Below are 17,541 nucleotides of genomic sequence, written 5' to 3' on the forward strand. Positions count from 1 at the left end.
CCGGCCCGATGCTCAGCCCGGCCCGGACCCCGGCTCGTGCCGGGGCGCCGGGGGCGTACGGCGCAGCCGGCGCCACATCCCCGGCGCCGCGCCGAGCGCCACCGTCAGCAGGACCGCGGCCAGCACCCCCTCCCACGGCTCGGGGAAGAGGGAACCGCCGAGCACACCGATCAGCTGGTACGTGAACGCCCACGCCAGGCACGCCGGAAGGTTGCCGCGGGAGAAGCGGCCGAGGGGCCACCGCGCCAGCAGGCAGGCCAGCATCACCGGTATCCGCCCGGCCGGCACCAGCCGCGACAGCACCAGCACCGCCACCCCGTGCGCGGCCAGCCTGTCCTGCGCCTGTGCGAGCCGGTCCCGCGTGGCCCTGGCCCGGATCGCCTCCAGCCACCGCGAGCCGTTCCGCGACCCCAGGCCGCGCCGTCCCAGCCAGTACAGCGCCGCGTCCCCGCAGAACGCGGCCACCGACGCCGTGACGAACACCAGCACCGGGGAGAAGGGCGCCGACTGGTGGAAGGCGACCACCGCCGCCGAACTCACCAGCGCGCCGGTCGGCACCACCGGCACCAGCGCCCCGATCAGCACCAGCAGGAACAACGAGGGGTATCCGACGGCCTGCTGCGTGGACTCCGGCGGCGCGACCGTCGTCACCGCGGCGGCCAGCCGCATCACCGCGCGACTTCCGGGCGCAGGCTCTCGCCGTGCCCCGGCCGGTGCACCGCCACCCCGGGTGCCGCTCCGGCCGCCAGACGCGCGAACTCGTCGCCCGGCGCGTGGAATTCGTGCGGGCGCACCGCGTCCAGGCCGATCGGCCAGTACGTGCCGTAGTGCACCGGCACCGCGCTGCGCGGCGCCAGCCGGGCCAGCGCCTCGGCCGCCCGCCCCGCGTCCAGATGCCCCGGGCCCAGGAAGGGCCCCCAGCCGCCGACCGGCAGCAGCGCCGTGTCGACCGGCCCGACCTCCTCGGCCATCGTGTCGAACAGGCCGGTGTCCCCGGCGAAGTACGTCCGCGCGGCGCCCTCGACGACGTAGCCGAGCGCGGGGGAGCGGTGCGGCCCGACCGGCAGCCGCCGCCCGTCGTGGTGCGCGGCGACCGCCCGGACCGCGAGCGGGCCGACGCCGACGCGGTCGCCGCGCTCCACCTCGGTGATCCTCAGTCGGCCGCCCAGACGCCGCAGCCCCGGCACCGCGCGGGACGCGCCCCGCGGGACGACCAGCCGGGTGCCCGGCGCGAGCAGCGCCAGCGAGGGCACGTGCAGATGGTCGGCGTGCAGATGGGAGACGAGCACGACGTCCGCACGGCGGGCGTCCGGCGGCGGCAGCGCTCCCCGGCGCCGGCGCAGGTGCCCGAGCCGGCGCGTGAACAGCGGATCGGTGAGCACGCGGACGTTCGAGTCCTCGACGGTGCACGTCGCGTGACCCCACCAGGTGATCTCCAGCGGCACCTTCTTTGCCTCCTTCGCGCGACTCCCCCCGAGCCTACGTGCGGGGGTAAGGTCGGCGGCGACATCCCGGAGGTGAGGGGGACGCCATGGGAGAGGAGCGGGATGCCTCCGGCGCCGTCGCGGCGCCGGTCCGCGTCACGGCGATCGCGAGCCTGACGCCCCTGGAGGAGCTGAACGACGACCCGTTCCTCGTCGACTCCCGCAGCCAGCACGCGATGTGCGCACGGTGGGCCGCCGAGCACGGCTACGTCGTCGCGCGCGAGCTGCTCGTCCGCGGACTGCGCACCGACCACAGCGCCCTGTGGGACGGGGTGCGCCCCGGCGTCGACCTGTTCGTCGCCCCCAGCCGCCGGGTCCTGGAGCGCGCGCTGTCCTCCGTCGAGGAGTTCACCGCGGAGTGCGCGCGCCGCGGCGTCCGGGTGGAGACGGTGGGCCGGGCGGAGCCGTCCTACGACGCCCGGATGAAGGCCCACGTCCACCGCCGCCTGTCCATGCCGACGGCCGGGTACGACGGCCGCTAGGGTTTCTCGTCCGGATCATGCCGGGCTCGCGGGCCCTGGCACCGCGCCTCGCCGCGTTGCCGTCGGTTGCCATGGCTCCGCCACGGCGCCCTCTCCTCCGCCCCGCGATGCACGGCACCGGACCCCGCTCTCTGATCCGGCATGATCCAAACGAAAGACCTCAGGTCCCGCGCACGGAGCCGGGGTTCGGCCCGGACCGAGACGGCCGGGCGGTGACGTGCCGGCCGCCGAGCGGCGCCGTGCCCGGCGCCCCGGGCCGTCGCGGGCGGTGTGGCAAGCTGGCGGGGGCCCGTGCGCAGGACCGGGCCGGGACGTGAGGTGTGCGGGGTGCAGGGCGGGCGGTGGCGGCGGATCGGCGGTCAGGCCGGCCGGAGCATCACGGTGTGGGCGGTCTCCACGCTCACCCTGCTCGTACTCGCCGGGATCCTGCCCGACTTCCGGCTCCAGTCCCCGAGCGGCGACAGCGCCACCCGCATCGCGGTGACCGCGGCCTTCGGCGCCGGCGCCTTCGGCATGCTGTCCGCCGTCGTCTGGCCGCTGCTGATCCGGCTGCTGCTGCTCGTGCCGGCGCTCGTGCTGGGGCTGCTGGTGTTCTTCCTCAACGGATCGCTGCTGCTGCTCGCACTGCGGCTGAACCCCTCCGGCGAGCCGCAGGCCGCCCCCGAGACCGCCGTCGTCGTGGCCGCGGTGATGTCCGCGGTGGCCTCGGCGACCGGCGGCGCGCTCGCCGTCCGCGACGACGACGCCTACCGGCGCCGGCTGTACCGGCTCTCCGACCGCCGCCGCAGACGGCTGCCACCCGGCCCGTCCGCCCCCGGCACCGTCGTCGTCCAGCTCGACGGCGTCGGCCACGACGTCCTGCGGGACGCCGTCGGCGCCGGTCTCATGCCGACCGTCGCCCGCTGGCTCGGCGCCGCGCCGGGACAGCGGCCCAGCCACCGCCTCACCCCGTGGCGCACCGACTGGTCCAGTCAGACCGGGGCCAGCCAGCTCGCCATCCTGCACGGCTCCAACCACGACGTCCCCGCCTTCCGCTGGTACGAGAAGGAGACCGGCGAGGTGATGGTCAGCAACCGCCCGGCGAGCGCGGCCGAACTCCAGCGCCGGGCCGTCGAACGCACCGGCGACGCCGGTCTGCTGGCCGTGGACGGCGCCGGCCGCGGCAACCTGTTCAGCGGCGGCGCCGAGGAACTCGCCCTCGTCCTGTCGGTGTCGGCCCGGCGCGGCCGCCGCACCCGGTCCCGCTCCGGCTACTTCGCCTACTTCTCCGACCCCGCCAACGCCGTCCGCACCGCCCTGTCCTTCACCGCCGAGGTCGCCCGCGAGATCGGCCAGTCGCTCCGCGCCCGGTTCCGCGGGCAGCGCCCCCGCGTGGGCCGCGGCGGGCTGTACCCCCTGGTCCGCGCCTTCGCCACCGTCGTCGAACGCGACGTCGTCACCGCCGCGGTGATGGGCGACCTGCTCGCCGGCCGTACCGCCGTCTACGCCGACCTGGTCGCCTATGACGAGGTCGCCCACCACTCCGGCCCGCTCGGCCGGGACACCCGCAGCGTGCTGCACCGGCTCGACCGCTGCCTCGCCCTGATCGAGAAGGCCGCCGAGCACGCCCCGCGCCCGTACCGGATCGTGGTGCTCTCCGACCACGGCCAGAGCCCCGGGGAGACCTTCCGCGCCCGCCACGGCCTGACCCTGGGCGACCTGGTGCGGGCCGGCTGCGGACTGCCCGTGCCGCGCCGGGCCGCGGACGTCCGCGTGGACGCCGGCCAGCGGGACAGCGCCCGCAGCGGCGCCGAGGCCCGGGCCGCGGTGCGGGCGGCGCTGCGCCGCCCGGCCGAGGAGCCCTCGCCGCGCGACCGGCCCGCCGGCCGCCGCGCCGAGCCCGTGGTGCTGGCCTCCGGCAACCTCGGCCTGGTGTCCTTCCCCGACGTCCCGCACCGGATGACCGAGGAGGAGATCGACGCCCGCCACCCGGGTCTGCTGCGCACTCTCGCCGACCACCCCGGCGTCGGCTTCCTGCTCGTCGCCAGCGAGGAGCACGGCGGCCTGGTCCTCGGCGCGCACGGGGCACGGATCCCGCTGGCCGACCTCGACGCCCGTCCCGGCCCTCTCGCGGCCTTCGGCCCCGGCGCCGCCGACGCGGTCCGCCGTACGCACTCCTTCCCGCACACCGCCGACATCATGGTCAACTCCAGCCACGACCCGGCCGGCGGCGACGTCCTCGCCTTCGAGGAGCAGATCGGCTCCCACGGCGGCCTCGGCGGCGCCCAGTCCCACCCTTTCCTGCTCTCGCCGCTCGCCCTGTCCCCGCCCTGCGGCGCGGACGGCACCGACGGCGAGGTCGTCGGCGCCGAGCAGGTGCACCGCGTACTGCGCCGCTGGCTGCGCGAGGCGGACGGCCCCCGGATCCCGGTCGGCGAGCAGCCGGACCGGCGCGCTGCCTGAGCCCGACCGGTCCCGGGGCGTGCCCGCGGCCGCCCCGTGCATCCCCGGTCCCGCGCCCGGCCGCTCCGCCGCCCGCTCCGGCCCGTACCCACGCCCGCTCCGGCAGGTCGCGGCCGGTTCTGCGGGTGGAGGCGGTGCTTGTGTGGTCGGATGGCGGGTACGCAACCCGGGCACCGGGACCCTAGGCGAAAGGCATGGACCACCGTGGCAACCACGCGTACCGCACACACCGTGTGGGAGGGCAACCTGCTCCAGGGCAGCGGCGTCGTCTCCTTCGACTCCTCCGGCATCGGCCAGCAGCCGGTGTCGTGGCCGTCGCGCGCCGAGCAGGCGAACGGGAAGACCAGCCCCGAGGAGCTGATCGCCGCCGCCCACTCCAGCTGCTACTCCATGGCGCTCTCGCACGGCCTCGCCGGCGCCGGCACGCCGCCCACCACGCTGGAGACCAGGGCCGACGTGACCTTCCAGCCGGGTGAGGGCATCACGGGCATCCACCTCACCGTCGAGGGCACCGTGCCCGGCATCGACGAGGCCGCCTTCCTCGCCGCCGCCGAGGACGCCAAGAAGAACTGCCCCGTCAGCCAGGCCCTGACGGGCACGACGATCACCCTGACGGCGAAGCTCGCCTGACCACGGCCGCCCACCGGCCCCATGGTGCCGCGCCCCTCCCCGGGGCGCGGCACCGTCGTTTCCCCGTCGTCCCGCCCCGCCGGCATTGACAACGAGCCGCTCAAGTTTTGTGCTGGAAAGCGGAAGAGGGCTCCGGGCGGAAGGGGACGGCCATGGCGCGTGCGGTGGGGATCGATCTCGGGACCACGAACTCGGTGGTGGCCGTCCTGGAGGGCGGTGAGCCCACCGTCGTCGCCAACGCCGAGGGCGCGCGGACCACACCGTCGGTGGTGGCGTTCGCCAAGAACGGCGAGGTGCTCGTCGGCGAGGTCGCCAAGCGGCAGGCCGTGACGAACGTCGACCGCACCGCCCGCTCCGTCAAGCGCCACATGGGCGACACCGCCTGGCGCTTCCCCGCGCAGGGCTCCGTGGACGGCACCCGCTACCGGGCGCAGGAGCTGTCGGCGCGCGTCCTGCAGAAGCTGAAGCGGGACGCCGAGTCGTACCTCGGCGAGGACGTCGCGGACGCGGTGATCACCGTCCCCGCCTACTTCGACGACGCCCAGCGGCAGGCGACCAAGGAGGCGGGGGAGATCGCCGGTCTGAAGGTCCTCAGGATCATCAACGAGCCGACGGCCGCCGCCCTCGCCTACGGCCTGGACCGGGGCGAGGAGCAGACCGTGCTCGTCTTCGACCTCGGCGGCGGCACCTTCGACGTCTCCCTGCTGGAGATCGGCGACGGCGTGATCGAGGTGAAGGCCACCAACGGCGACACCCGCCTCGGCGGCGACGACTGGGACCAGCGGATCGTGGACCACCTGACCCACCGCTTCAAGGGGCAGTACGGGGTCGACCTCGCCCAGGACAGGATGGCGCTCCAGCGGCTGCGCGAGGCTGCCGAGAAGGCCAAGATCGAACTGTCCTCGTCCTCCGAGACGACGGTCAACCTGCCCTACGTCACCGCTTCCGCCGAGGGCCCGCTGCACCTCGACGAGAAGCTCACCCGCGCCCAGTTCCAGGAGCTCACCGCCGACCTCCTGGACCGCTGCCGCACGCCCTTCCACCAGGCGGTCCGCGACGCCGGGGTGGAGCTGTCCGCGATCGACCACGTCATCCTCGTCGGCGGCTCGACGCGCATGCCCGCCGTCACCGACCTGGTGCGGGAACTGACCGGAAAGGACCCGCACAAGGGCGTCAACCCCGACGAGGTGGTGGCCGTCGGGGCCGCGCTCCAGGCCGGTGTCCTGCGCGGCGACGTGAAGGACGTCCTGCTGCTCGACGTCACCCCGCTGTCCCTCGGCATCGAGACCAAGGGCGGCATCATGACCCGCCTCATCGACCGCAACACGACGATCCCCACCCGCCGTTCGGAGATCTTCACCACCGCGGAGGACAACCAGCCCTCCGTCGGCATCCAGGTCTACCAGGGCGAACGGGAGATGGCCGCCGCCAACAAGAAGCTCGGTGTCTTCGACCTGACCGGCCTGCCGCCCGCCCCGCGCGGAGTGCCGCAGATCGAGGTCGCCTTCGACATCGACGCCGACGGGATCATGCACGTGTCCGCGAAGGACCTCGCGACCGGACGCGAGCAGAAGATGACGGTGACCGGCGGCTCGGCGCTGCCCAAGGACGACATCGACCGCATGGTCCGCGACGCCGAGCGGTACGCGGAGGAGGACCGCACCCGCCGGGAGGCCGCCGAGACCCGCAACCAGGCCGAGCAGCTCGTCTACCAGACCGAGCGGTTCGTCCAGGACAACCGGGACCGGATCCCCGAGGACACCCGGTCCGAGGTCGAGGAGGCGGCCGCCGAGCTCAAGGACCTGCTGGAGCGGCACGCCGACACCCCCGCCCTGCGCACCGGCGTGGAGCGGCTCGCCTCCGTCAGCCAGCGGATGGGGCAGGCGATGTACGCGCAGGCGCAGACCGGGGACGCGGCGGCCGGACAGGACACCGGACCGGATTCCGGGCACGGCGGCACCCCGCCGCCCCGCGACGAGGAGGGCGTGGTGGACGCGGAGATCGTCGACGACGAGCGGGACGCGCGGGGCGGCGCCGCCTGAGCCGGGACCGGCGTGCGGTCACCCGAGCCGGGACCGGCGTGCGGTCACCCGAGCCGGGACCGGCGCGCAGCCACCCGAGCCGGCATCGGTGCGGTGTCACATCCGGGCGCCGAAGTCCTGCGTCCACCAGGGGCCGCCGGAGCCCTTGTGGACACCTACTCCGAGGTTCTTGAACGAGCAGTTGAGGATGTTGGCCCGGTGGCCCGGGCTGTTCATCCACGAGGTCATCACCGACTCCGGGGTCTGCTGCCCCTGGGCGATGTTCTCCCCGTAGGTCGACCAGCGGTAGCCGGCGGCGGTGATGCGCTCGCCGGGACCGGCGCCGTCGGGGTTGGTGTGGTCGAAGAAGCCGCGGGCGGCCATGTCGTCGGAGTGGCCCTGCGCGGCCGCGTCCAGCTGCCGGTCCTCCGTGACCGGGCTGCAGCCGGCGGACGCGCGCTCCTTGTTCACCAGGGCGATGACCTGCGCCACCGTGCCCGACGGGGCGGGCTGGGCGGGCGGCGCGCTGGATGCCCGGTGCGTCGGCCGGGGCTTCGGCTTCGGCGCCGACGACGCCTTCGTCCGGGTGGCGCGGGGACTGCGGGAGGGGCTCGGGCTCTTCGACGCGGACCGCGACGGGGACGCCGAGGGGGAGGGCGAGGCGGACGCGGACGCCGACCCGTCCGGCGTCGCGCGGCCGGTGAGGGGCGCCACCGGGGTGCGCGCCGCGGTGTCCGTCTCCTGCGGGGAGCCGGGGCCGAACCCGGCGTACCACAGTCCGCCGCCGGCCAGGCAGGCCGCCACGACCGCGCCGCCCACCGCGCGCCGCCGCGTCCGCCTCCGCCGCCGGGCCGACGCGGCGGCACGGCTCCCGGGTGCTCCGGCCCGCCCGCCCGGCGAGCGGTGCCGGGCCGCTCCACCGGGGCCGTCGTCGAGTCCCGCCGCCCCGAGGGGGGTCATCGCGGCCGTCGACGCGAGTCCCGCCGAGGGCGAGCGCAGCGCGGCCACCAGGGCGGCGGACACCGGCACGAGCGCCAGCCCCGCGAGCAGCCCCTCCGCGGGCACGAGGCCGCTCCACAGACCCGCGCAGTGCAGGCAGTCGCGGGCGTGCCGGGCTATTCGCTTGCGCCACAGCGCGGAGGGCCGCCTGTCCCAGCCCGCGAGCACGCCGGTCCGCAGCTCCTCGCAGGGCGGCTGCCCGTCCAGTGCCCGTACGACGACGCGGGCCGCCTCCAGCTGCGCCTTCATCCGCTGCACCCGGACCGCGGCGTGCTGCGGCGACAGCTTCAGCGCCGCAGCCACCTCGGCCCGGGTCAGCTCGCCCGCGCACTCCAGCCACCACAGCGACAGCAGTCCCCGGTCGTCCGGTTCGAGCCAGCGGGTGGCGCGCGCGGTCTCCTGCCGCTGCCCGGACAGCTGCAGCCGCACCAGCGTCAGGTCCACGAAGTCGGCGCCCGGGTCGACGAGTTCGGCGGCCTCCTCCACGGCGCCCGGCGCCCCCCGGCGGTCCTGCCAGTGCGCCCGGACGCGGTTCATCGCGATGGCCACCAGCCAGGAGCGGAAGCTCTGCGGGTCGCGCAGACCGGCGAGCCCGTCCAGGGCCCGCAGCATGGTGTCCTGCACCACGTCGTCCACGTCCACCGAGCCGTTCAGCGCCCGGCCCACGATGTTGTAGACCAGTGGCAGGTACGCGCTGACCAGGGCGTCCTGAGCTTCCGGGTCACCGTCCCGGGCGGCCTCCACCAGCGCCGCCGGGTCCACCGTGTGCTGTGCACTCATCACAAAGTCCCTGTCCTTGATGCGCGTCGACGTCGTCCGACACCTGGGAGACCGCAGGGGGCTTCTCGGATAACAGTTCTTGCGACACCAGTTCTGCACGTTACGAACACCAGTCCCGCACCGTACATGAGTCCGTTTTCACGAATGGCTCAATTCGTGCAGAGAGTCGCTGAGTCGGCACACTGCTCTCAAGGGGTGAACCGGGGCGAATCGGCAGCACGGGTCACGGCCCCGGACACCGGGATGGGTGGCGTCGCGCACCCGCTGAGCAGCCGTCCAGCCCGGACCCGTCGGGCTGCTGCCCCCGGCGCGCGGCAGGGAGGAACCACCATCATGTCGACATCCAGGAGCGACCGCCCCGAGGGCGAGGTCGGCGCCTTCACGCTCGGCGCCCCCCCTGCGCCACGGCGACGTCTGCTTCGTCCCCTCGGTCAGCGCGGTCTCCGTCCGCGACCTCGACCAGCAGAAGGACCTCTACGCCGCCGTCGACGACCTGAGCCCGGACGAGTCCGACCTGGACGACTACTGCTGCTCCTTCGCCACCACGGCGCACACGGCCGTCACCGAGGAGCTCGCCGTGTGGCTCCTCGACCGCCTGCCCGACTGACCGGCCCGCCGCCGGCGGCACGGCGGGGGCGCGTCCGTCACGGGCGCACCGACGGGACGTGCCGCTGCCGGCCGCAGCGCCGGGGCGCACCCGTCACGGGCGCGCCCCGGCGGACCCGGCCGGCAGGGCCGCGCACACCGCGGCCAGGACGCACGCGTACGGCGTGCCCTCCCCGGCGAGCCGGGCCCGCAGCCGCTCCAGCCCCTCGCGGTGCTCCACGAGCAGGCCCGTGTCGCCGGTCCGGGCGGTGAACTCCAGGACCGACGGCAGGAAGTCCGGCAGTTCCTCCCCGGTGAACTCCAGGCCGTGCGCCCGGTACAGCTCCCGGAACCGCGCCAGCCGCACGGACGGCCGACCGCCGCCGGGCCACCGGCTCAGGTACAGGCTGTTCCGGTGCCGCCGGCCGAAGACCCGCGCGTAGTGCGCGGTCAGCTCCGGCAGCGGGGTGACGGCCGCGTGATCGGTGAACGCACGCAGTTGCGGGGCGGCCTCGCGCAGCAGCGGCAGCCGGGCGCACAGGTCACCGTCGGGACGGGTCAGACAGAGCGCCGCCGCCTGGTACAGCACGGCATCCGAGGGCATCGGGTCTCCTTCGGGGGTCGGGCCCGTGCGGGGCGCGCCGCGCGGCGGCCGTGCACCGGCCGCGAGCGCTCCCCTCCGCCCGCGGTTCGAACCTAGGGGCGGGCGCGGGAGCGCACCCGTTCACGGCACCCGTCCGGGTCAGACCGCCCGCCGTGCCGCCCCCGGTCCGCGCCGCCCACCGGGTCAGTAGGACGCCCGGTACGCGCGCAGGATCCTCCGGGTGCGCTGCGCCGACGCGGCCCGCGCCGTCATGTGGTCCAGGACCTCCAGATGCGTGGAGACCTCGCTCCGCGCGTCCAGGTAGAGGGCGCCGGTCAGGTACTCGGTGTACACCAGGTCGGGCAGCTCCGGCTCGGCGAAGCGGAACAGTGAGAACGGCGCGGACGTCCCCGGGTGCGGGCCGTCCGTGAACTCGGCGATCTGCACCGTCACCCGGTCCCGGGCGCCGAACTCCAGGAGCTTGTCCACCTGCTCGCGCATGACCGCGCCGTCCGCCCGCACCGGCCGCCGCAGCACCGTCTCGTCGAGGATCACCCACAGGTGCGGCGGGTCCTCGCGCTCCAGCAGCCGCTGCCGCTCCAGCCGCAGCGTCACGTGCCGCTCGACGGCCCGGGCCCCGGCCTGCCCGACCGTCCCCGACTCCAGCACGGCCCGCGCGTACGCCTCGGTCTGGAGCAGTCCCGGGACGAAGTGCGGTTCGTAGGACCGGATCAGGCGGGCCGAGCCCTCCAGACTGACGTACAGGCTGAACCACTCCGGCAGCGCGTCGTGGAACCGCTGCCACCAGCCCGGCCGGTTCGCCTCCTCGGCCAGCGCCACGAACGCGGCCGCCTCCGCCTCCGGCACCCCGTACGCCGACAACAGCAGCTGCACGTAGGGGATCTTCAGGGCCACCTCGGCCGTCTCCATGCGCCGCACGGTCGCCGGGGCCACCCGCAGCACCCGCGCGGCCTCCTCGCGCCGCAGGCCGGACGCCTCCCGCAGCTCCTGCAGACGCCTGCCGAGCACCACCTGGCCCACGGTGGGCGCGGGCCGCCGCTCGCTCACGCCGCCCTCCCCTTGCACATCCTGCACACGGCACACCCCCGACGGCCGTGCACGCCGAAGTCTGGGAGCAGTGTGCCACGCGTCACCGCGCCGCACAGGAGGTGAACGAACCCCCGTGCGGCCCGCCCGTCTCAGGACGCCATGGCGTGCAGGTACGCGACGGTCGCCGGGTCCGCCGGCAGGAACGTCTCGATGGCCAACTCCGCGACCGTCACGTCCATCGGCGTGTTGAAGGTGGAGATCGACGACACGAACGACAGCGCCCGGCCCGCGTGCTCGATCCGCAGCGGCAGCGCGAAGCAGGGCACCTCCCCGGCCGGTTGCTCCTCCTCGGTCCCGCCCTCCTCGACCGGGTACGCCGCCACCTCCTCGTACAGGGCGCGCAGCACGGCCGAGCGGTGCAGCGCGAGCTGCCGCTCCATCTGCGCCAGCAGATGCCCGCGCCACTCCCGCAGGTTGCGGATGCGCGGGGCCAGCCCCTGCGGATGCAGCGTCAGCCGCATCGCGTTCAGCGGTGGTTCGAGCAGGGGGGCGGGGACGCCCTCCAGCAGCATCGCGATGCCGCGGTTCGCCGTCACCACGTCGTACGCCGCGTCCACCACCAGCGCCAGATACGGCTCGTAGCCCCGGATCAGCCGCTCCAGGCCGTCGCGCAGCGCACCCAGCGCCGGGGCGTCCATCGGGGTCTCCGGGTAGTACGGGGCGTAACCGGCCGCCAGGAGCAGCGCGTTGCGCTCCCGCACGGGTACGTCGAGGTGCTCCGCCAGCCGCAGCACCATCTCCTCGCTCGGCCGGGACCGGCCCGTCTCGATGAAACTGATGTGCCGGGACGAGGATTCGGCGCGCAGCGCCAGCTCCAGCTGGCTCACCTTCCGCCGCGCCCGCCAGGAGCGGAGCAGCGCACCCACCCCCGCACCCGGGGACGGGGCGGACGGGGGAGCGGGACGGGACGCGACAATGGACATGCCGACGACGGTAGTCGAGCACCGCCGAGGAGACCGGAGGATTCCTGCGCATGAACGAACCGCGGCAACTGTCCTGGGAGACGACGGCGGTGTACCGGGCCAGAGTGCGCGGGTGCCTCCTCGGCGGCGCCGTCGGCGACGCCCTCGGCTACCCGGTCGAGTTCGACTCCCTGGACCGCATCCGCGCCGTGCACGGCCCGCGCGGCGTGAGCGACCTGGTGCCCGGCGCCGACGGCGTCGCCGGCCTGGTCAGCGACGACACCCAGATGACGCTGTTCAGCGCCGAGGGCCTCCGCCAGGCCCACGAGCGGGAGCGGCTCAAGGGCATCGGCGGCGGCTGGTCCCGCATGGTGCGCTGGGCGTACGAGCGCTGGCTGCACACCCAGCAGGCGTCCGGCCCCGGCGCGGGCGGCCCGGACCGGACCGCCGCCGGCACGTACCAGGGCCCGCGGGGCGGCCTGGTCGACGAGGCCTGGCTCTACGCCCGCCGCGCACCCGGCAACGCGTGCCTGTCCGGACTGGCCCGCGACTTCGTGCCCTCGCCCTCCGCCGAGCTCGGCCCGCCCGGACCGGTCAACCCCGACTCCAAGGGCTGCGGCGCCGTGATGCGCGCGGCGCCCTTCGGCCTCACCCGCGCCGGCGCCGCCGAGGCCTTCCGGACGGCCGCGCTGTGCGCCCAGACCACCCACGGGCACCCCACCGGCTACTACCCGGCCGGTGCGCTGGCCGCGATCGTGTCGTACCTGGTGACCGGGGACTCCGTCGAGGGCGCCGTGCTGCGCACCCTGCGCCTGCTCGCCCGGCACCCCGGCCACGAGGAGACCACCGCCGCCCTCGCCCGGGCCGTCGACCTCGCCGCCGAGGGCGGCCCGGACGCCGGGAAGGTGGAGCGGCTCGGAGCCGGCTGGGTCGCCGAGGAGGCCCTGGCCATCGGCGTCTACTGCGCCCTCGCCGCCCACCGCGTCGAGGACGCCCTCCTGCTGGCCGTCAACCACTCGGGCGACAGCGACTCCACCGGTTCCGTCTGCGGCAACATCCTCGGCACCCGGCACGGCGACCACGGACTGCCGCACGCCTGGGTGGAGCGCGTCGAGGGGAGGGCGCGGATCGCCGCGCTGGCGGACGACCTGGCCGCCGAGTGCGTCCGCGGGTGACCCCCGCGCCCCCGGCCGGCCGGGGACGCGGCGGCCCGTCTGTGGCAGGCTGAGGCGGGACGCGACACCGAGGTGAGGAGCGACCCCATGGCCGTCGAACCGCTGACGCCGAAGGAGATCGAGGACCGGCTGACCGAGCTGCCGGGCTGGTCCTTCGAGGAGGGCCGCCTCACCCGGTCCTTCCGGCTCGGCTCGCACTTCGCGGCGACGGCGATGGTGGTGCACGTCGCCCAGGTGCAGGAGGAGCTCGACCACCACTCCGACCTCACCCTCGGCTACAACACCGTGTCGCTGAGCGTGCACACGCACAGCGCGGGCGGCGCCGTCACCGGGAAGGACTTCGAACTCGCCCGCCGGGTGCAGGACCTCGCCCCCGGGCACGGGGCGAGCTGACCCGTCCGGGACACCGGCGCCACGACGGGCACTGGAGGGGGAGCGGCGTGCTGGACTACGACGAGGAAGCCGAGCGCTACGACGCCTCGCGCGGCGGCGAGCCCCGCGCGCAGGCCGCCGCCGGCGCGGTGGCCGGCCTGCTGCCGGCCGGCACCCGCACCCTGCTCGACGTCGGCTGCGGCACCGGCATCGTCACCCGCAGGCTCGCGTCCGCCGCGGGCGCCCGGGTGACCGGCGTCGACCGGGCGACGGCCATGGCCCGCCAGGCGTCGGCCCGGCTGCCCGGCTCCGTGGTGCTCGGCGACAGCCGCCGCCTGCCCTTCCCGCGCGGCCGGTTCGACGCCGTCACCAGCGTGTGGCTGCTGCACCTGACCGCGAGCCCCGACGACGCCCGCAGCGTCGTCGCCGAGTGTGCCCGCGTCCTCCGGCCCGGCGGGGTGTACGTCACCACCGTCGACAAGGCCGCCGCGCACAACGTCGGCAGCGACATCGACGCCGTGCTGACCGCCCGGCCGCCCGGCCCGGTCCACGACTCCGCCGCCCTGATCGAGCGGTACGCCGCCGCGCACCGGCTGGTCCCGGCCGGTCGCGCCCGCTTCCCGGGCCGCGGTCAGGGGCGAAGTCCCCGCCGCACCATCGCCGACCTGCGCCGCGGCTGGTTCGTCACGCTGCCGCCCGGCGACCCGCTGACCGAGGAGTTCGCCGCCCGGCTGGCCCGGCTGCCCGACCAGGACCGCCCCCGCCCCGACCCCGTCTTCAGCCTGCGGGCCTTCCGCAAGCCCCCCGGCGCCTGAGCCGTCCCGTCCGCTCCGTCACCCGGCCGCCGGTGCGCCGGGCAGGCCCCGGAGGATCGCGGACTCCACCGCCGAGTGGTCGCCGTCCGCCCGCTCCGGCTCCAGCGGCACCGCCGGGTGCAGCGGAGGCCGGGCCATGAAGCGGGGCCGGCCGCCGGGAGCGCCGCACCCGGTTTTTTGCCGTCCCGGCAAGGCCGCTGGCCCCCGGGCGGTGCGTCGGCGCAGGCTGGGCGCACCGACAGGAGAGGCTGACCACCATGGCGCACGAGCCCCACGCCCACCACGGCCCCCGGCCGCAGGCGACCCACGACCACGCGTCCCACCACGGGCACCACCACGGCACCGACCTCGACTGGGCGGTGATGGCACCCCGGCTCGAAGCGCAGGCGGAGCTGTTGGCGCCGCTGTACGGGCGGGTCATGGCGTGGCTGGCCGAGCGCGCGCCCGAGCCCGGCCTGATCGTGGACTCGGGCAGCGGGCCGGGGGTCCTGTCCTGCCAGTTCGCCGAGACGTTCCCCAAGGCCCGGGTGGTCGCCGTGGACGGCTCGGCTCCGCTGCTGGAGCGCGCCGCGGAGCGTGCGGCGCGCCTCGGCCTCGCCGACCGCCTCACCACCCTCGCCGGTGAACTCCCCGATGTGCTGGAAGAGTTGGAGTATCCGGCCGATCTGCTCTGGGCCAGCAACAGCCTGCACCACGTGGGCGACCAGCGGGCCGCCCTCCGCGCCTTCGCGGCCCGGCTGGCACCCGGCGGGACGCTCGCGCTGCTGGAGGGCGGCCTGTCCGCACGGTTCCTGCCCCGGGACATCGGGATCGGCCGCCCGGGCCTCCAGGCGCGGATCGACGCGGTGGAGGCGGAGTGGTTCGCCCGGATGCGGGCCGAACTCCCCGGCCACGTCGCCGAGACCGAGGACTGGCCGGCGCTGCTGGCCGCCGCGGGCCTGCGGCACACCGGCACCCGCAGCTTCCTCCTCGACCTGCCCGCACCGGTCGGCGAGCAGGCCCGCGCCCACGTCGTGAACTCCCTGGACTGGTTCCGCGAGGGACTCGGGGACGCCCTCGACGCCGGGGACCGGGCCACGCTGGACCGCCTGCTCGACCCGGACGACGAGGCGAGCGTGCACCGCAGGAGCGACGTGTTCGTCCTCAAGGTGCACACCGTGTACACGGCGGTCCGGCCGGCCTGACCGCGCCGCACCGCCTCGCGGGTCAGTTGTCCGCGAGGAACTGGCGGGCCAGCCGCTCGCCCAGTGCCACCGCCGCCTCGTGGCTCTCGATCGGCGACACCTGCGCGTCCTCGAACAGCAGGTAGGTCACGCCCGACCCGATGCCGCCGGACACCGGGTCGGGGTCGATGCCGAGGGCCTCGGCGGTGGCGTACGAGGCCTCGCCGATGATGCCGGTGGGACCGGTGTCGCCCACCACCGCGTACTCGACCCGGTCGCCGTGGACGACGGCGGCCACGCCGCCGCCCCGGATGCCCGCGCCGGCGTGGTCCCAGATGCCGCTCGGGCCCGGGACCACGACGTACGGCAGGGACTCCGCGGCCGGCGGCCTGCCGTCGGACTGGTGGAAGGCGGTGTCGCCCAGGAACCAGGGGTCGCTGCTCCGGTTGCAGTGCACGGTGCTCTGCCCGTCGCAGTCGATGTCCAGGTCGGCCCTGAAGAACACCGCGCCGTTGGCGCCGCACACGGGGACGGTGGCCGGCGCCCCTTCGTCCGTGCGGTACGCACCGTTCGAGACCTGCCGGCAGGACGCCGTCCGGGCCAGCAGATCCGCCGCGGAGACCGAGCCCTCCCACGCGGGCGCGGGGACGGGCAGGGCGCTCGCGGGCAGCGCGACCGCGGCGAGCAGGGCGGCGCCGGAGGCCACGGCGAGGATCAGGATGCGCATGCGCACGGTGCGTCGGGGCCTTTCTGCCAGGAAGGTTTCCGGGGGTTCCGCACAGGACGGGAAACGGGACAAGCCCTTACCGATCGCGCACCAACGTGGCCCGTCCGTATGGCCTCGTCAAGCGTGACCCGGCCCCGCGCCCGCGGAGTCGCCCGCCCGGGCCTGCACCGGCCGGCCCGCCGGTGCAGGCCCGGAGCCGCACACGGAGACGCCCCGGGCCACCGCGGGAAAGCGGCGGTCCGGGGCGCCCGTGGGGCACGGCAGGCCGTCGGCGGACGGCCGGTGCGGGCCGCCGCGGCGGGCGGCGGCCCGGGACGGACCCGTCAGCCCATGTCGAACGTCGCCGGGTCCGGGCCCAGACGCCGGTCCTCGTTCAGCGCGCTGATGGCCGCGAGGTCCTCGTCGTCCAGGCTGAAGTCGAACACGTCGATGTTCTCCCTGATCCGGGAGGGCGTCACGGACTTCGGGATCACGACGGTGCCGAGCTGGAGGTGCCAGCGCAGCACGATCTGGGCCGGGGTGCGGTTGTGCTTCTGGGCGATCGCCACGATCGCCGGAACCTCCAGCAGCCCCTTGCCCTGGCCCAGCGGGGACCAGGCCTCGGTGGCGATGGCGTGCCGCGCGTGGAAGGCGCGGGCCGCGTGCTGCTGGAGGTGCGGGTGCAGCTCGATCTGGTTGACCGCCGGGACGATCGCGGTCTCCGCGATCAGCCGCTCCAGGTGCTCGGGCAGGAAGTTCGACACGCCGATCGCGCGGACCCGGCCGTCGGCGTGGAGCTTCTCGAACGCCCGGTAGGTGTCCAGGTACGTCCCCTTGGCCGGCACCGGCCAGTGGATCAGGTAGAGGTCCAGGTAGTCCAGGCCCAGCTTCCGCATCGAGGTGTCGAAGGCGCGCAGCGTGGCGTCGTACCCCTGGTCGCTGTTCCACAGCTTGGTGGTGACGAAGAGGTCCTCACGGGGAAGGCCGGAGGCGGCGACGGCCCTGCCGGTGCCCTCCTCGTTGCCGTAGATCGCCGCTGTGTCGATGCTGCGGTACCCGGCCTCCAGAGCGGTGGCGACGGCCCGCTCCGCCTCGTCGTCCGGCACCTGCCAGACACCGAAGCCCAGCTGGGGCATCGCGACGCCGTTGTTGAGGTTGATCGGGGGGACCTTGCTGCTCACGAGCTCTTGATCCTTCGGTTGTCGTCAGGTGGTACTCACCATCGTCAACGATCACGGGTCCCCGTGCATTCCTGACCGGCCGCTCCGGCCGCTCCGCGCGGGGCGACCGGG

The 17,541-nt window shown here is 75.3% G+C and carries 16 protein-coding genes and 1 pseudogene; 9 read left to right on the forward strand and 8 right to left on the reverse strand.

What is annotated here, in order from left to right; translation table 11 throughout:
- Positions 1 to 12 precede the first annotated feature (12 nt).
- Together P3H78_RS08750 and P3H78_RS08755 are read right to left on the reverse strand one after the other, a co-directional pair.
- Positions 13 to 669, reverse strand: coding sequence for a DedA family protein (locus P3H78_RS08750; protein WP_276108261.1), 657 nt, complete (start codon positions 667 to 669; stop codon positions 13 to 15).
- On the reverse strand, positions 669 to 1,445 hold the full coding sequence (locus P3H78_RS08755) for an MBL fold metallo-hydrolase (RefSeq protein ID WP_276108262.1): 777 nt from the start codon (positions 1,443 to 1,445) through the stop codon (positions 669 to 671). Before P3H78_RS08755 ends, P3H78_RS08750 begins: the two co-directional genes overlap by 1 nt.
- An 86-nt stretch (positions 1,446 to 1,531) precedes the next feature.
- Here P3H78_RS08755 and P3H78_RS08760 point away from each other — a divergent pair, with 86 nt between their 5' ends.
- The 4 genes from P3H78_RS08760 (at position 1,532) to dnaK (ending at position 7,080) form a co-directional block, all read left to right on the forward strand.
- Complete coding sequence (locus P3H78_RS08760) at positions 1,532 to 1,966, forward strand: hypothetical protein (protein WP_276108263.1); 435 nt, start codon at positions 1,532 to 1,534, stop codon at positions 1,964 to 1,966.
- A gap of 327 nt (positions 1,967 to 2,293) precedes the next feature.
- Complete coding sequence (locus P3H78_RS08765; RefSeq protein ID WP_276108264.1) at positions 2,294 to 4,408, forward strand: phage holin family protein; 2,115 nt, start codon at positions 2,294 to 2,296, stop codon at positions 4,406 to 4,408.
- A 204-nt stretch (positions 4,409 to 4,612) separates the two neighbouring features.
- Entirely contained in the window at positions 4,613 to 5,038 is a 426-nt protein-coding gene (locus P3H78_RS08770) for an OsmC family protein (protein WP_276108265.1), read from the forward strand.
- A 152-nt stretch (positions 5,039 to 5,190) separates the two neighbouring features.
- Positions 5,191 to 7,080: a molecular chaperone DnaK gene (gene dnaK, locus P3H78_RS08775; protein WP_276108266.1), complete on the forward strand. Its 1,890-nt coding sequence runs from the start codon at positions 5,191 to 5,193 to the stop codon at positions 7,078 to 7,080.
- Between the two features lie 96 nt (positions 7,081 to 7,176).
- On the opposite strand, the gene P3H78_RS08780 is transcribed toward dnaK, so the two are convergent.
- The gene (locus P3H78_RS08780) at positions 7,177 to 8,838 is read right to left on the reverse strand and encodes a sigma-70 family RNA polymerase sigma factor (protein ID WP_276108267.1); all 1,662 of its coding nucleotides are present in this window, start codon (positions 8,836 to 8,838) and stop codon (positions 7,177 to 7,179) included.
- Positions 8,839 to 9,235: 397 nt separating this feature from the next.
- Here P3H78_RS08780 and P3H78_RS08785 point away from each other — a divergent pair.
- A pseudogene (locus P3H78_RS08785) lies at positions 9,236 to 9,445 on the forward strand (hypothetical protein); the annotation flags it as partial.
- Between the two features lie 93 nt (positions 9,446 to 9,538).
- Here P3H78_RS08785 and P3H78_RS08790 read toward each other — a convergent pair.
- The 3 genes from P3H78_RS08790 to P3H78_RS08800 all read right to left on the reverse strand — a co-directional run bounded on the left by P3H78_RS08790 (position 9,539) and on the right by P3H78_RS08800 (position 12,039).
- Entirely contained in the window at positions 9,539 to 10,027 is a 489-nt protein-coding gene (locus P3H78_RS08790; protein ID WP_276108268.1) for a nitrate reductase molybdenum cofactor assembly chaperone, read from the reverse strand.
- Between the two features lie 183 nt (positions 10,028 to 10,210).
- On the reverse strand, positions 10,211 to 11,074 hold the full coding sequence (locus P3H78_RS08795; RefSeq protein ID WP_276108269.1) for a Sco1979 family transcriptional regulator: 864 nt from the start codon (positions 11,072 to 11,074) through the stop codon (positions 10,211 to 10,213).
- A 131-nt stretch (positions 11,075 to 11,205) separates the two neighbouring features.
- Positions 11,206 to 12,039 (reverse strand): helix-turn-helix domain-containing protein, encoded by an 834-nt coding sequence (locus P3H78_RS08800; protein WP_276108270.1) that lies wholly within the window; start codon positions 12,037 to 12,039, stop codon positions 11,206 to 11,208.
- Positions 12,040 to 12,089: 50 nt separating this feature from the next.
- Between P3H78_RS08800 and P3H78_RS08805 the strand changes: the two genes are divergently transcribed.
- From P3H78_RS08805 to P3H78_RS08825, 4 genes are all read left to right on the forward strand, one after another.
- Positions 12,090 to 13,193 (forward strand): ADP-ribosylglycohydrolase family protein, encoded by a 1,104-nt coding sequence (locus P3H78_RS08805; RefSeq protein WP_276108271.1) that lies wholly within the window; start codon positions 12,090 to 12,092, stop codon positions 13,191 to 13,193.
- Positions 13,194 to 13,280: 87 nt separating this feature from the next.
- Positions 13,281 to 13,586 (forward strand): 4a-hydroxytetrahydrobiopterin dehydratase, encoded by a 306-nt coding sequence (locus P3H78_RS08810; RefSeq protein WP_276108272.1) that lies wholly within the window; start codon positions 13,281 to 13,283, stop codon positions 13,584 to 13,586.
- Between the two features lie 47 nt (positions 13,587 to 13,633).
- Positions 13,634 to 14,380, forward strand: a complete 747-nt coding sequence (locus tag P3H78_RS08815) for a class I SAM-dependent methyltransferase (protein WP_276108273.1) — start codon at positions 13,634 to 13,636, stop codon at positions 14,378 to 14,380.
- A gap of 257 nt (positions 14,381 to 14,637) precedes the next feature.
- Positions 14,638 to 15,564, forward strand: a complete 927-nt coding sequence (locus P3H78_RS08825) for a class I SAM-dependent methyltransferase (RefSeq protein ID WP_276108274.1) — start codon at positions 14,638 to 14,640, stop codon at positions 15,562 to 15,564.
- Between the two features lie 22 nt (positions 15,565 to 15,586).
- Here P3H78_RS08825 and P3H78_RS08830 read toward each other — a convergent pair whose 3' ends face one another.
- The gene (locus P3H78_RS08830) at positions 15,587 to 16,276 is read right to left on the reverse strand and encodes a glycoside hydrolase family 75 protein (RefSeq protein ID WP_276108275.1); all 690 of its coding nucleotides are present in this window, start codon (positions 16,274 to 16,276) and stop codon (positions 15,587 to 15,589) included.
- 317 nt (positions 16,277 to 16,593) lie between these two features.
- Positions 16,594 to 17,430, reverse strand: coding sequence for an aldo/keto reductase (locus P3H78_RS08835; protein WP_276108276.1), 837 nt, complete (start codon positions 17,428 to 17,430; stop codon positions 16,594 to 16,596).
- Positions 17,431 to 17,541 lie beyond the last annotated feature (111 nt).

The organism is Streptomyces tropicalis, assembly GCF_029269835.1.
In the GTDB taxonomy this organism is placed as follows: Bacteria; Actinomycetota; Actinomycetes; order Streptomycetales; family Streptomycetaceae; genus Streptomyces; species Streptomyces tropicalis.